The sequence below is a fragment of the Bradyrhizobium elkanii WSM2783 genome (assembly GCF_000472865.1).
GTDB lineage: Bacteria > Pseudomonadota > Alphaproteobacteria > Rhizobiales > Xanthobacteraceae > Bradyrhizobium > Bradyrhizobium elkanii_A.
In genome coordinates this window covers 16716-30806 of record NZ_AXAP01000095.1, presented here as the reverse complement: position 1 = coordinate 30806, position 14091 = coordinate 16716, and the positions used below count along the sequence as shown (strand labels likewise).

The 14091-nt window shown below is 63.8% G+C and carries 11 protein-coding genes; 1 reads left to right on the top strand and 10 read right to left on the bottom strand.

Going from position 1 to position 14091, the window contains the following annotated elements; genetic code table 11:
- Window positions 1–161 precede the first annotated feature (161 nt).
- From YY7_RS0142305 to rimP, 10 genes are all read right to left on the bottom strand, one after another.
- On the bottom strand, window positions 162–758 hold the full coding sequence (locus YY7_RS0142305) for a glutathione S-transferase family protein (protein WP_028168441.1): 597 nt from the start codon (window positions 756–758) through the stop codon (window positions 162–164).
- Window positions 759–1040: 282 nt separating this feature from the next.
- Window positions 1041–1775 (bottom strand): superoxide dismutase, encoded by a 735-nt coding sequence (locus YY7_RS0142300; protein ID WP_028168440.1) that lies wholly within the window; start codon window positions 1773–1775, stop codon window positions 1041–1043.
- Between the two features lie 300 nt (window positions 1776–2075).
- Window positions 2076–4232 (bottom strand): polyribonucleotide nucleotidyltransferase, encoded by a 2157-nt coding sequence (gene pnp, locus YY7_RS0142295; RefSeq protein ID WP_028168439.1) that lies wholly within the window; start codon window positions 4230–4232, stop codon window positions 2076–2078.
- A 380-nt stretch (window positions 4233–4612) separates the two neighbouring features.
- Window positions 4613–4882, bottom strand: a complete 270-nt coding sequence (gene rpsO, locus YY7_RS0142290) for a 30S ribosomal protein S15 (protein ID WP_028168438.1) — start codon at window positions 4880–4882, stop codon at window positions 4613–4615.
- 2 nt (window positions 4883–4884) lie between these two features.
- Window positions 4885–5994 carry a tRNA pseudouridine(55) synthase TruB gene (truB, locus tag YY7_RS0142285; RefSeq protein WP_028168437.1) on the bottom strand — a complete coding sequence of 370 codons (1110 nt, stop codon included), beginning with the start codon at window positions 5992–5994 and terminating at the stop codon, window positions 4885–4887.
- Between the two features lies 1 nt (window position 5995).
- Window positions 5996–6409 (bottom strand): 30S ribosome-binding factor RbfA, encoded by a 414-nt coding sequence (gene rbfA, locus YY7_RS0142280; RefSeq protein ID WP_028168436.1) that lies wholly within the window; start codon window positions 6407–6409, stop codon window positions 5996–5998.
- A 181-nt stretch (window positions 6410–6590) separates the two neighbouring features.
- The gene (infB, locus tag YY7_RS0142275; RefSeq protein WP_028168435.1) at window positions 6591–9329 is read right to left on the bottom strand and encodes a translation initiation factor IF-2; all 2739 of its coding nucleotides are present in this window, start codon (window positions 9327–9329) and stop codon (window positions 6591–6593) included.
- 160 nt (window positions 9330–9489) lie between these two features.
- A complete protein-coding gene (locus YY7_RS0142270; protein ID WP_028168434.1) occupies window positions 9490–10176 on the bottom strand; it encodes an RNA-binding protein in 687 nt (228 codons plus the stop codon).
- A gap of 15 nt (window positions 10177–10191) precedes the next feature.
- Window positions 10192–11802 carry a transcription termination factor NusA gene (gene nusA, locus YY7_RS0142265; RefSeq protein WP_028168433.1) on the bottom strand — a complete coding sequence of 537 codons (1611 nt, stop codon included), beginning with the start codon at window positions 11800–11802 and terminating at the stop codon, window positions 10192–10194.
- A 2-nt stretch (window positions 11803–11804) separates the two neighbouring features.
- A complete protein-coding gene (gene rimP / locus YY7_RS0142260) occupies window positions 11805–12569 on the bottom strand; it encodes a ribosome maturation factor RimP (protein ID WP_028168432.1) in 765 nt (254 codons plus the stop codon).
- A 441-nt stretch (window positions 12570–13010) separates the two neighbouring features.
- Here rimP and YY7_RS0142255 point away from each other — a divergent pair, with 441 nt between their 5' ends.
- Entirely contained in the window at window positions 13011–14087 is a 1077-nt protein-coding gene (locus tag YY7_RS0142255; protein ID WP_035692416.1) for a DUF2336 domain-containing protein, read from the top strand.
- Window positions 14088–14091: the final 4 nt, after the last annotated feature.

The window sequence follows — 14091 nt, the reverse complement described above, 5'->3', positions numbered from 1 at the left end:
TCCCCCTCCTGCAAATCAATCCGCGAAGAGAATCACAGCTGCCACGCGCCCGATATAAAAAGATTCACAGTCTCGTAGGGTGGGCAAAGCGAAGCGTGCCCACCTTCTCTTGCACCGATCGTGAATGGTGAGCACGCTGCGCTTTGCCCACCCTACAAGAGCTAACCCGCGGCAATCTTCTCCGCGCGCTGGAATGCCGGACGCGCGGTGCAACGATCGATATAGGCCTCGAAGGACGGCCGCGACGGCACCATCTTGAACAGCCGCACCGCATAGTTCAGGCCAGAGCCGACCACGATATCGGCGGCGGAAAAATCCTCGCCGAGAATCCACGGTCCCTTCTGCACCTCGGTATCGAGCACGTCGAACACCTGTGTCGCGGTGCCCCATGCGGCGGTGCTGGCGGGCACCTCGAGCTTGGTGAAGATCTGGATCAGCGCCGGCTCGATGCAGCTCGGCGCGAAGAACAGGTACTGCAGATATCGCCCGCGCTTCGGGTCGTTCAGCGCCGGCGCGAGCTTCTTCTCCGGATAACGATCCGCAATATAGGCGCAGATCGCGGCAGCTTCGCCGAGCGCGACGTCGCCGTCCTTCAAGGCCGGCACCTTGCCCATCGGATTGACCTTCAGGAACTCCGGCGCCTTCTGCGCGCCGGTCGAGATGTCGGTCAGCACGCGCTCATACGACAGTCCGGTTTCTTCCATCAGCCACAGGCAGGTGAACGAGCGCGAACGAGGCGACCAATAGAGCTGGATCATGGGGCTGAACCTTTCACGGGCGAAGACGCGTTCATCGCTCCGAACGCTTGCATTGGCAACGGCCAATTCTAGAGCGTTTTCGAGCGAAGTGGGCGCCGGTTCGCGTGAAGAAAATGCGTCAAAACAAGAGTCCAGAGCTTCGGTTCTGATTCAATCAGAACCGAAGCTCTGGGGCGCCGTGAAGGGAAGCTTGCTCATGAAGTTCGGCGGTGCAGCGAAGCGGCCGGAGACAATATCCCGCCCCCCCCCCCGGCCGCGTGAGACTGCTCTGTCGCGCGTGGACTACACGCCGAGCGTGCCTGCCTTTGCGGCCGCGTAGCGGTCGCCGATCGCCTTCCAGTTCACCGTGTTCCACCAGGCCTGCAGATAGTCAGGGCGGCGATTCTGGTAATGCAGATAGTAAGCGTGCTCCCAGACGTCGTTGCCGAACAGTGTGCGTTTGCCGTCCATCAGCGGGCTGTCCTGGTTCGGCCGGGTCTCGAGTGCGAGCTTGCCGTCCTTGGTCACGGTGACGAACACCCAGCCCGAACCGAACACGCGTCCGCCGGCCGCGTTGAAGTCGGTCCGTAGTTTCTCCATTCCGCCGAGATCGCGGTCGATCGCGGCGAGCACCTCGCCTTCCGGCTTGCCGCCATTCGGTCCCATGATCTGCCAGAACATGGTGTGGTTGGCGTGGCCGCCGAGATTGTTGCGGACGCCGGTGCGGACCGCCTCGGGCACGTTGTTCAGATTGGCGAGCACATCCGCGACGGGCTTTTCGGCGATCTGCGGATGATCTTTGACGATCGCGTTGACGTTGTTCACATAGGCCTGGTGATGCTTGTCATGATGGATCTGCATCGTCAGCGCATCGATATGCGGCTCCAGCGCATTGGCGGGATAGGGCAGCGGATCCACCTTGAACGGACCGGCAGGCGGCGGGGCCGAGCCTTGCGCGAACGCCATTCGCGGCGAAGCGGCTGCGGCGACGAGGCCGGTTGCGGCCATCATCAGGCGGCGGCGGGACAGGAATGACATCGTGACCTCCGGGATTAAGGAAAGCATGGTGTCTTATTGTAGGCGCAGGACGTGAAGCGGTTCCGACAAAGTACGATCACGATATCGCGGCCAAACCGCACACGGCCATCAGCCACGGTTGATTTGCAAAGCCCCACATAAACTTAGGGCGGCCATCAAGGCCGCCCTTTTTTAGTTATTCTATTGTGTTTAGAGCGTTTTCGAGCGAAGTGGACACCGGTTCGCGTGAAGAAAACGCGTCAAAACAAGAATCTAGAGCTTCGGCTCTGATTCAATCAGAGCCGAATATGCTCTAGGCGCTTACTCGCCGGCGGCTTCGCGCGGCGCCGGCGCGTCGGGTTTCTGCTTGGCCTCCAGATCCTCGCCGGTCTCCTGGTCGACCGCCTTCATCGACAACCGCGTCTTGCCGCGGTCGTCGAAGCCGAGCAGCTTGACCTTGACCTTGTCGCCTTCCTTGACGACGTCGGAGGTCTTCTGCACGCGGTTGGCCGCGAGCTGGCTGATATGGACGAGGCCGTCCTTGGCGCCGAAGAAGTTCACGAAGGCGCCGAACTCCATCACCTTGACCACGGTGCCCTCGTAGATCTGGCCGATCTCCGGCTCGGAGGTGATCGACTTGATCCACTTGATCGCGGCCTTCATCGCCTCGCCGTCATTGGAGGCGACCTTCACGGTGCCGTCGTCCTCGATGTTGATCTTGGCGCCGGTCTTCTCGACGATCTCGCGGATCACCTTGCCGCCGGTGCCGATCACTTCGCGGATCTTGTCCGTCGGGATCTTGAAGGTCTCGATGCGCGGCGCGTATTCGCCGAGTTCGGCGCGTGCAGCGGTCAGCGCCTTTGACATCTCGCCGAGGATATGGATGCGCCCTTCCTTGGCCTGGCCAAGCGCGACGCGCATGATCTCCTCGGTGATGCCCTCGATCTTGATATCCATCTGCAGCGAGGTGATGCCCTGGTCAGTGCCGGCGACCTTGAAATCCATGTCGCCGAGATGATCCTCGTCGCCGAGGATGTCCGACAGCACCGCAAAGCGCTGATCTTCGAGGATCAGGCCCATCGCGATACCCGCGGTCGGCCGCTTCAACGGCACGCCTGCGTCCATCAGCGCCAGCGAGGCGCCGCAGACCGAGGCCATCGACGACGAGCCGTTGGACTCTGTGACTTCAGACACCACGCGCACCGTGTAGGGGAATTCATGGTGCGGCGGCAGCACGGGATGGATCGCGCGCCAGGCGAGCTTGCCGTGGCCGATCTCGCGACGCTTGGTGCCGCCGAGGCGACCGGTCTCACCGACCGAGTAGGGCGGGAAGTTGTAGTGCAGCAGGAACGTCTCCTTGTACGTTCCGGACAGCGCGTCGATGTACTGCTCGTCCTCGCCGGTGCCGAGCGTGGTCACGACCATCGCCTGGGTTTCGCCGCGGGTGAACAGCGCCGAACCGTGGGCGCGCGGCAGCACGCCGACTTCGGCGACGATGTTGCGCACCGTCTTGACGTCACGGCCGTCGATGCGCTTGCCGGTGTCGAGGATGTTCCAGCGGACGATCTTCGCTTCCAGCTCCTTGAACACGTCGGCCACGCGCAGCTTGTCGTATTTCGGCTCCTGACCTTCCGGGAAGAAGTGCGCCATCACCTTTTCCTTGGCGGCGCCGACCGCGGCATAGCGTTCCTGCTTGATCGGGATCGCATAGGCGGTGCGCAACTCCTGCTCGATCAGGCCGAGCATGTCCTTCTCGATCGCCGAATTGTCGATCGGGGTGATCTCGCGCGGCTCCTTCGCGGCCTTCTCGGCGAGCTCGATGATCGCGTTGATGACCGGCTGGAAGTGGCGGTGGCCGAACATCACGGCGCCGAGCATGACGTCTTCGTTCAGCTCCTTGGCTTCCGATTCCACCATCAGCACGGCGTCCGCGGTACCGGCTACGACGAGATCGAGCTGGGTCTCGTTCATCTCGTCCAGCGTCGGGTTCAGCACATATTCGTCGTTGGCGAAGCCGACGCGGGCCGCTCCAATCGGGCCCTTGAACGGCACACCGGACAGCGTCAGCGCCGCGGAAGCGGCAACCATCGCCAGAATGTCCGGATCGTTCTCCATGTCATGCGACAGGGTGGTGATGATCACCTGCGTCTCGTTGCGCCAGCCGTCGACGAACAGCGGGCGGATCGGGCGGTCGATCAGGCGGGAGACCAGCGTCTCCTTCTCGGTCGGCCGGCCCTCGCGCTTGAAGTAGCCGCCGGGGATGCGGCCCGCGGCATAGGCCTTCTCCTGGTAGTCGACCGTCAGCGGCAGGAAGTCGACGCCTTCGCGGGGCGTCTTGGCGGCGACGACGGTGGCAAGCACCACGGTCTCACCATAGGTCGCCATAACGGCGCCATCGGCCTGCCGGGCGATCTTTCCGGTTTCAAGCTTGAGCGGACGTCCGCCCCAGTCGATCTCCACGGAATGGGTCGTAAACATTTTGGTCTTCTTTCATGGTTTCACGAAAGAGCGGGCCCCCAAAACGCAAAAACCATGCGCAAGATGGCGAGACACTGATCGCAAGTCGTGATCAGTATCCGGCGATCCTGCCATGGTTCTCAAGTTCCGGATGGCGTCCATCCTTTCGTTCGTACGGGCATCTTGCCCCGCCCGGCGGCCGGATTGCTGCTGGGCACTTTAGGTTTGAGCATGGTCTTTCCGGAAAACCGGGTCATGCTCGAGGCTTGAGCATGAGTGCGTGCGACATGCGGTCGTCACGTTCATGCTCTTGCGCATGATCGTCTCCGAACGGTTGAAACTCCGGTCTCTCGGAAGATCATGCGAAAACGCGCGCTAACCTTGCGCGCGTAGTCTTGAAATCAACGACGAATGTTATGCTTTTCTAGCAATGCCTTGTAACGCGCCTCGTCCTTTTTCTTGATGTAGTCGAGGAGAGAGCGTCGCGTCGACACGAGCTTCAAGAGGCCACGGCGTGAATGGTTGTCCTTCCCGTGGGTCTTGAAGTGCTCGGTGAGGTTGCTGATGCGTTCCGACAGGATCGCGACCTGAACCTCGGGCGAGCCGGTGTCGCCGGCTTTGAGGGCATTCGTCTTGATGACTTCCGCTTTACGTTCGGCGGTAATCGACATCGTCAAATACTTCCATGGTTGCGAGCCGAACTGGCAGTCAGTCCGGTCAGGTTGAACACGCGCTTGGGGATGATTTCGCCATTGCCAATCTCGGCAAGCGCGAGAAGCCGGCCTGCCACCGTGACATAGACTGTGCCGCTACTACTGGGCGCATCCCGTCCGCGCAACAAAACGGCTTGGCCCCGATGGAGCCTTGCCGCATCCGCCCGTGTGACGGCCAGTGCCGGGATGTCGTCCAGCGCGGTCTCAACGGGCAAAAGCGCGTCGGCGAGGCTGCCCTCGCCAGACGCGGCTCTATTACACAAAGCCTCCAATTCTTCCAGCGGAATCATGTCGCTTTCGGTAAACGGACCGACAACGGTCCGCCTGAGCGCGCAGATATGGCCGAAACAGCCGAGAATCCGCCCCATGTCCCGGGCCAAAGCACGAACATAGGTTCCCTTGCCGCATTCGGCCTCGAACACGGACTGACCGCTATCTCCGTGTTCCACCAGGGTTAATTCGTGGATCTCGACCGGCCGGGGTTGCAATTCGACCTTCTCGCCGTCCCGTGCCAAATCATAGGCCCGCGCGCCCTGGACCTTGATCGCGGAATATTGCGGGGGGACCTGCTCGATCACGCCGGTGAAGCGCGGCAGCAATTCCTGGATCGATTCGGCCGAGGGGCGAAGTTCGCTGGTCTCGACCACGCGGCCCTCGATGTCGTCGGTGTCGCGTTCCTCGCCCCAGGCCACCGTGAAGCGATAGCGCTTGCGGCCCTCCATGACGAACGGAACCGTCTTGGTGGCTTCACCGAGCGCAATCGGCAGCCCACCCGAGGCGAGCGGATCGAGCGTGCCGGCGTGTCCGGCGCGCTTGGCCTGGAACAGGCGCTTCAGCACCGCGACGGCGTGCGTCGACGTCATGCCGATCGGCTTGTCGAGCACGACCCAGCCATGGACGTGGCGCTTGTCGCGCCGCGGCTGGTTGCCCCGCTGCTTCTGCTTCTGGCGCGGATCGTTGTTGACGCGACGCGTCTCGTTGCCGCGCGCAGGCGCCGAAATTTTTTCTTCATCCGCATGCGAATCGACGTCTTGCGATTCGATCACGGGGTTTGCGGTCGTCACGGTCATCTCACTCGTCGTCCGAATCGGGTGCAAGATCGCGTTGCACCGCAGGTGTTCTCAGTAATTTCTCGATACGTTCCGCCTCGTCGAATCGTTCGTCGACGCGGAAGCGGATGTCAGGTGCAAATTTCAGGTTAACGCGGTGCGCGATCTCGCCGCGGAGAAATTTCTTGTTGCGGTCGAGCGCAGCAATCACGGTCTCGGTGTCGCGTCCGCCGAGCGGCATCACATAAATGGTCGCGAGCTTCAGGTCCGGCGACATTCGCACCTCGGGAACGGTGATGATGTGGCCTTGAAGATCCGGATCGTGGACGTCACCGTGCGAGAGAATCTCGGCAACCGCATGGCGCACGGTCTCGCCGACGCGCAATTGACGTTGCGAGCCGCCGGCGGCGGAACTCTTCTTCTGATGACGGGGCATTATCTAAAATCCCAAATTGTCGCCATCACCCGCGAAAGCGGGTGATCCAGTATTTGCGCCTAGAATCAATTGCGATACCGGATGCCCCGCCGGAGCCTGTCATCGGGCTCGCCAAAGGCGAGACCCGGTGGCGGGGCATGACGGTTCAGCTCGAAATTCCCGCGCTTCGTAAGACTTGGACTTACAGAGAGCGCTGGATCGTTTCGATACGGTAGCATTCGATCACGTCGCCGACACGCATGTCGCCGTAGTTCTCGAACGCCATGCCGCATTCCTGGCCGGCGACGACTTCCTTCACTTCGTCCTTGAAGCGCTTCAGCGTCGACAGCTTGCCTTCATGCACGACGACGTTGTCGCGGATCAGGCGGACATTGGCACCGCGTTCGACCGTTCCGTCGGTGACGCGGCAGCCGGCGACCTTGCCGACCTTGGAGATGTTGAACACCTCCAGGATCTGGGCGTTGCCGAGCATGGTCTCGCGCAGGGTCGGCGCGAGCAGGCCGGACATCGCCTTTTTGATGTCATCCACGAGATCGTAGATGATGTTGTAGTAGCGGATCTCGATGCCGTTGCGCTTGGCGGCGGCTGCCGCCTCCTTGTTGGCGCGTACCGAGAAGCCGATGATCGCGGCGTTGAAGCCTTCCGCCAGCGTGACGTCGGATTCCGAGATGCCGCCGACGCCGGCATGCAGGATGCGGGCGGCGACTTCCTCGGTGCCGAGCTTTTCCAGTGAGCCCAGGATCGCTTCCAGCGAGCCCTGCACGTCGGCCTTCACGATCAGCGGGAATTCCTTGCGGCCCGCGGTCTTGAGCTGTGACATCATCTGCTCGAGCGAGCCGCGCATGCCCGAGATCGAGGCGGCGGCGTTCTCGCGCTTCTGGTGCGCACGGTAGCTCGTGATCTGGCGGGCGCGGGCTTCGTTCTCCACCACCGCAAGCCGATCGCCGGCTTCCGGCGGACCGTTGAAGCCGAGCACCTCGACCGGCACGGACGGACCGGCTTCGTCGAGATTCTCGCCCTGGTCCGAGATCAGCGCACGGACGCGGCCCATCTCGGCGCCGGCGACGATGATGTCGCCGACCATGAGCGTGCCGCGTTGCACCAGCACGGTCGCCACCGGACCACGGCCGCGGTCGAGCTTGGCCTCGATCACGGTGCCTTCGGCCGGACGCTGCGAGTTGGTCTTGAGGTCGAGGATTTCGGCCTGCAGCGCGATCATTTCGAGCAGCCGGTCGAGGTTGGTCCCGTTCTTGGCGGAGACCTCGACATCGACGACTTCGCCGCCGAGCGATTCGACCTGCACCTCATGCTGCAGCAATTCCGTGCGCACGCGCTCGGGCCGCGCGTCCGGCTTGTCGATCTTGTTGATCGCGACGATGATCGGAACCCTGGCGGCCTTGGCGTGATTGATCGCTTCGACCGTCTGCGGCATCACGCCGTCATCGGCCGCGACCACCAGCACCACGATATCGGTGACCTTGGCGCCACGCGCGCGCATCGCGGTGAACGCGGCGTGGCCGGGCGTGTCGATGAAGGTGATCTTCGTGCCGCTTTCGGGCGACAACACTTGGTAGGCGCCGATATGCTGGGTGATGCCGCCGGCTTCCCCGGAGACCACGTTGGCGTGACGAAGCGCGTCGAGCAGCGAGGTCTTGCCGTGGTCGACATGGCCCATGACCGTGACGACGGGCGAACGCGGCTCGGTATCGGTGGAATCGTCGACGACGTCGAACAGGCCTTCCTCGACGTCGGACGCAGCCACGCGCTTGACCGTGTGACCCAGTTCTTCGGCGATCAGTTGCGCGGTGTCGGCATCGATCACGTCGGTGATCTTGTGCATCGCGCCCTGCTTCATCAGCATGCGGATGACGTCGACCGCGCGCTCGGACATGCGGTTGGCGAGTTCCTGGATGGTGATGACTTCCGGGATCGTGACTTCGCGGATCAGCTTTTCCTTCGGCTCGTTCGCGCTGATGCCCTTGAGGCGCTGGGTGCGGCGGCGGAAGGACGCGATCGAGCGTTCGCGCACGTCGTCGGCGTTGAGCGCGGTGACAACCGTCAGGCGGCCACGCTCCTTCTGCGGACCCGGCTTGTGGGTGGTCTTCGGGGCGGCCACGGGGCGCATGGCACCGCCGGGACCACGACGAACCTGCCGCGGACCCTCGTCTTCATCGGGCTCTGCGGCGACGCCCGGCGCCCTCGCCGCTGGAGCCGACGCTGGTGTACGTGCTGGGGTCGCTGACGTGCGTCCCGGGGTCGCTGACGTGCGGCCCGGGGCCGCAGATGTGCGGCCCGGGGTCGATGGGGTACGGGCCGGAGCCGCCGGCGCAGGGGCTGCTGCGGCCGCTGGCTTGGCTGCCGCGGCGGGCTTCGCTTCGCCCTCGCCAAAGCGCCGCTTGGCCTCGATCTCGGCCTTGCGCTTGGCTTCCTCTTCCTGGCGATGACGTTCCTCTTCGGCCAGCCGGCGGGCTTCGGCGGCTTCGCGCTCGGCGCGCTCGGCGATTTCGCGGCTGGCGCGGCGCTTGGCTTCCTCTTCGGCCTGCTGGCGCTCTTCGACCTCACGCTGCCGGGCGTCGGCGAGTGCGCTGGCGCGGGCCGACCGCTCGTCTTCGGTCAGGCTACGCAGCACCACGCCCGATCCGCCGGCGTTGCGCTGCGATGGAGAAGACCCGCCGGGACGACCGAGCGGCCTGGCGGGCGCCGGCGCGGGCTTGGCCGCCACCGGCTCCGGCGCATGCGCCTCGGTTCCGGGACCGTCGCCACCGACGCGGCGCTTGCCGCGCTTTTCGACCACAACCTGCTTGCTGCGGCCATGGCTGAAGCTCTGGCGCACGGTGCCCGTCTCGACGCGTGGCTTCAGCGTCAAGGTCTTGCTCGGGACACTCAAAGTCTTGTCGCCAGGGGTTTTGGTATCAACCATTCAGCAGTCCTAATCTCGTTAGCGTTGTGCCTTTTCGCACGCGTTATCGTCGCAGTTCCAAAAGACCGAAATGACTGTCCTCGGACCGTCATCCCGCTCCATCTTATTGTTTGAACATGATCTTTTCGGAAAACCGGTTTCCCCTTTTCCCGATCATGCTCTAGCTAGAATTTCTGGCCGCATCGGCGGTCTTGTCGTCGTCGGCCATCCGGTATCGGACCAGAAGCTGGCAGCGCGACAGGAACGTCTTGCTCGCCGGGCCCGCGAGCAGGGCAGCATGTATCACATTTGACCGGCCCAGTGCCAAATCCAATTCTGCCGATGTCAGCGCGGTGACGACAGATATTTTCGGCGAATCTTCATCTTTTCGGCCCCTTTGCCGCAGGATCGCGTCCAATTTGCGGACGCCGTCGGGGGCCGCATCGGAAGCATGGATCAGACTTAGGGGTCTTTCCCGCTGCGACAACGCGTCCTCGACCTTGCCGAAGCCGGAAACGACCTGGCCGGCCTTGGCGGCCATCGCCAGCGCCTCGAGGCTGCTGCGAACCAGCAGCGCTTCGGTATCATCGGGCAGAGTCGCCGCGACGCGGACGTCGCGCTTGAATCCCCGGCTAAACTGGTGACGCCGGACCGCTTCCGCAACCGTGCGGCGCGAGGCCGAAAGCCAGAGGCCTCGCCCCGGCAGCTTGCGTTTCACATCGGCGATCACCTCGCCGGTGGGGGCGACGACGAAGCGGATCAGCTCGTCGATCGGGCGCACCTCGCGGCTGACCGCGCACATCCGCATGGTCGCGGATTTTTCGGTCCGCGGCCCATGATCCAGATCGGGGTCAGCCATCGCGAGCATGCGCGGGCCATCTCCTTACGCCGTCGGTTCTTCGGCGGCTTCCGCCTCGGCATTCTGCTTGGCGAGGTCGGCCTCGGTGATCCAGCCGGCCTTTACGCGGGCCTGCATGATCATCGCCTCGGTGTCCTCGCGGGAGATATCGATCCCGTCGAGGAACCCGGCATGCTTGGTCTGTTCGCCACCCTCCTTGCGCTCGGTCCAGCCGACCAGATCGTCGGTGGCGCAGCCGGCGAGATCCTCGACGGTCTTGACGTCGTTCTCGCCGAGCTTGACCAGCATCTTCGCGGTGATGCCGGGGACCGTCTTCATGGCATCCTCGACGCCGAGTTCCTTGCGCTTGGCTTCCAGCTCGGCCTCGAGCTGCTCCAGATATTCCTTGGCGCGGTTCTGCAGTTCCGTCGCGGTTTCCTCGTCGAAGCCTTCGATGCCGGCGAGTTCCTTCACATCCACCAGCGCCAGTTCCTCGACCGAGGTGAAGCCTTCCGACGCCAGGAGCTGGCCGACGACTTCGTCGACATTGAGCGCCTCCATGAAGACGCGGGTCGAATTCTCGAAGTCGGCCTGACGACGCTCGGACTCTTCCTGCTCGGTCAGGATGTCGATATCCCAGCCGGTGAGCTGCGAGGCAAGGCGGACGTTCTGGCCGCGGCGGCCGATCGCCAGCGAAAGCTGGTTGTTGGTGTCGGGCACCACGACCTCGATGCGCTCGCGGTCCTCGTCGATCACAACCTTGGCGACTTCGGCCGGCGCCAGCGCGTTGACGACGAAGGTCGCGATGTCGGGCGACCACGGGATGATGTCGATCTTCTCGCCCTGCAATTCGTTGACCACGGCCTGCACGCGCGAACCGCGCATACCGACGCAGGCGCCGACCGGATCGACCGACGAATCGCGCGAGATCACGCCGATCTTGGCGCGCGAGCCGGGATCGCGGGCCACTGCCTTGATCTCGACGATGCCGTCATAGATCTCGGGCACTTCCTGCGCGAACAGCTTCGCCATGAATTGCGGATGGGTGCGCGACAGGAAGATCTGCGGGCCCCTCGTCTCGCGGCGGACGTCGAAGATATAGGCGCGGACGCGGTCGCCGTTGCGGAACACTTCGCGCGGCAGCATCTCGTCGCGGCGGATGATGGCCTCGCCACGGCCGAGGTCGACGATCACGCTGCCATATTCGACGCGCTTGACGACGCCGTTGACGATGTCGCCGATGCGGTCCTTGAATTCCTGGTATTGCCGGTCGCGCTCGGCCTCGCGCACCTTCTGCACGATCACCTGCTTGGCCGACTGCGCAGCGATGCGGCCGTATTCGAGCGGCGGCAGCGTGTCGGCGATGGTGTCGCCGACACGGGCGCCGGGGTTGGCGCGCTGGGCGTCGGCGAGCGAAATCTGGTTGGAAGCATTCTCGACCACGTCGACCACGAGCATGTGGCGCGACAGGCGGAGTTCGCCCTTCTTGGGGTCGATCTCCGCGTGGACGTCGGTCTCGCTGCCGTACCTGGCGCGCGCCGCTTTCGCGATGGCGTCCTCCATCGCGGCAATCACGATGCCGCGGTCGATCGATTTTTCGCGCGCGACGGCGTCGGCGATCTGCAGCAGTTCAAGTCGATTGGCGCTGACTGCCATGGCTAGTCTCCTTCGTCAGGCTCGGTCTCGCCCCGGCGCAGCCGTTCGGCGGCGAGGCGGTGTTGTTTGGTGTTCTTCGGGGCCGGCTTCTTGCCGGTCCCTTGTTTCGGCTTATGGCTCTTGCTCGGATCGCTTTTTTTCGCATGCGCGGGTTGTGGCGGGGCCAGCCCCAATTCGCGGCGCAGCTCGCGCTCTTGAGCCTTGCCGCGCCGCATCGATTCGGCGATCAGCTCGTCGGTCAGCACCAGCCTTGCTTCGGCGATGTCTTCCATCACCAGCAAGGTCTGTGCATCTTCGCCCTCGCGTGTGTCATCCCGATGTAGGCGCACCGCGTTGTCCTCGACGCCATTCAGGATGCCGCGGAACCGCTTGCGGCCCTGATGCGCCACCGCCATCTCGATCTTGACGAGGTGGCCGGCATAGCGTTCGAAATCCGACCGCCGCACCAGGGGGCGGTCGATGCCCGGCGACGAGATCTCCAGCCGATAGGCCCGGTCGACGGGATCGGCGATGTCGAGCACCGGTGACAGCGCCCGCGAGATCGCCTCGCAATCCTCGATCTGCATCGAGCCGTCCGGCCGTTCCGCCATGATCTGGACGGTGCAGCCGGCATCGCCGGTGATCTTGATGCGCACCAGGCGGTAGCCCAGTCCCTGCAGGACCGGGGTGGCAACTGCTGACACGCGCGCCGCAGCGCCGGGCTCGACAACGAGCCGCGGCTCGGCGAGCAATTCGGCATTGACGGAACCAGCGGTTGGATCGGTCATATCGAGGGTCAAAGATGCGTCTTGAGCTGTCGGTTTTGTTGGTTAGCCGGCCCTAGACCGGTGTCCGATCATGATACGATCACGCTGATCGGGCCATGATCTTATCTCTCGTGTTTGAGCATGATCCTTGCGGACAACAGGCTTCCGCTGTTCGGGTTCATGCTCTGGTTGCGCTACCCAAAGCGGACCAGGCTCAGCCGGGTTCGTTCGGGTAATAAAAAAGAGCGGGTCCGGAAGGGCCCACCCTCAATACGGATCGTATGAGAACTTTAAGTCGCTGCTGATATAGCGCTTTTCCGCCCGCCCGGCAAGGGCCAGAGACCGCTGCTGAGCAAATTTGCGCTATCGGAAAGTTGGGTGCGAATGTCTAACGCTTCGTTCACGAACGCCACCTAGATTGCGCCGCAAAAACCGGCACGGCGGGCCGGTTTGGGTAGGCTTATGACGACGACGGCGACTGCGCTGATCCCTGAACTCGACGAGATCGTCCGCACCGGTGACCCCGGGCGCCGTGCCGACGCCGCGCGCCGGATCGGCGAACTGTTCCTGCAGGGTGCGGCCAGTTTCAGTACCGACCATGTCGATCTGTTCGACGGCGTCCTGACCAGCCTCGTCCCCCATGCCGAGCGCGACGCGCGGGCGCAGCTCGCCGAACGCCTGTCGCTGCTGTCGAATGCGCCGCGCAGCCTGATCGGGCAGCTTGCGCGCGAGGACGAGATCGCGATCGCAGGACCGCTCTTGCGCCGGTCGCCTGTCATCGACGAGCAGGTCCTGGTCGAAATCGCGCGCGCGAAGGGGCAGGAGCATCTGCTGGCGATGGCGGAACGGCCGACGCTCTCGGCCGATCTGACCGACGTCATCGTCCGCCGCGGCAATCGCGACGTTGTCAGGCGCGCGGCCGGCAATGCCGGCGCCGAATTCTCGACGAGCGGCTATTCGACGCTGATCCGGCGCGCCAGCCAGGACAGCGTGCTGACGCTTGCCGTCGGTCAGCGCGCGGATCTGTCGCCCGAGCAGTTGAAGACGCTGGTGGCAGGCTCCGTCGAGATCGTCCGCCGCCGCCTGTTCGACGTGGTCAAGCCGGAGCGGCAGGCCGCGATCAAGCAGGCGATCAGCGAGCTCAACGGCATGAGCGAGAAGGTCGACAGCGCACGCGATTTCACGCCGGCCCAGCGCACGATCCTCGCGTTGCATCACGCCAATCAATTGAACGAAATCGCGCTGCTCGATTTCGCCAAGTCGTTCAAATACGAGGAAGCGGTGTGCGCGCTGGCCGCGATGACCGGCGTCAAGATCGCAACGCTCGATCGCCTGATCACCGGCGACCGCTACGATCCGATTCTGATCGCGGGCAAGACCATCGGTCTCGAATGGGCCACCGTGCGCGCGCTGATCCTGCTCCGGCTCGGCCCCAACCGCGTGCCGTCGCCAGCCGATATCGAGAGCGCGCGGCTGAACTTCACCTGCCTGATGCCCTCCACCGCCCAGCGCGTCGTGGACTTCTGGAAAACGCGGTAAGTGG

What these genes read in the sequence shown, in the direction of transcription:
- nusA (WP_028168433.1), bottom strand. Translation starts at nt 11,802, where the DNA reads ATGGCAGTCAGCGCCAATCGACTTGAACTGCTGCAGATCGCCGACGCC.
- rbfA (WP_028168436.1), bottom strand. Translation starts at nt 6,409, where the DNA reads ATGCCCCGTCATCAGAAGAAGAGTTCCGCCGCCGGCGGCTCGCAACGT.
- rpsO (WP_028168438.1), bottom strand. Translation starts at nt 4,882, where the DNA reads ATGTCGATTACCGCCGAACGTAAAGCGGAAGTCATCAAGACGAATGCC.
- truB (WP_028168437.1), bottom strand. Translation starts at nt 5,994, where the DNA reads ATGACCGTGACGACCGCAAACCCCGTGATCGAATCGCAAGACGTCGAT.
- YY7_RS0142255 (WP_035692416.1), top strand. Translation starts at nt 13,011, where the DNA reads ATGACGACGACGGCGACTGCGCTGATCCCTGAACTCGACGAGATCGTC.
- pnp (WP_028168439.1), bottom strand. Translation starts at nt 4,232, where the DNA reads ATGTTTACGACCCATTCCGTGGAGATCGACTGGGGCGGACGTCCGCTC.
- infB (WP_028168435.1), bottom strand. Translation starts at nt 9,329, where the DNA reads ATGGTTGATACCAAAACCCCTGGCGACAAGACTTTGAGTGTCCCGAGC.
- YY7_RS0142270 (WP_028168434.1), bottom strand. Translation starts at nt 10,176, where the DNA reads ATGCTCGCGATGGCTGACCCCGATCTGGATCATGGGCCGCGGACCGAA.
- rimP (WP_028168432.1), bottom strand. Translation starts at nt 12,569, where the DNA reads ATGACCGATCCAACCGCTGGTTCCGTCAATGCCGAATTGCTCGCCGAG.
- YY7_RS0142300 (WP_028168440.1), bottom strand. Translation starts at nt 1,775, where the DNA reads ATGTCATTCCTGTCCCGCCGCCGCCTGATGATGGCCGCAACCGGCCTC.
- YY7_RS0142305 (WP_028168441.1), bottom strand. Translation starts at nt 758, where the DNA reads ATGATCCAGCTCTATTGGTCGCCTCGTTCGCGCTCGTTCACCTGCCTG.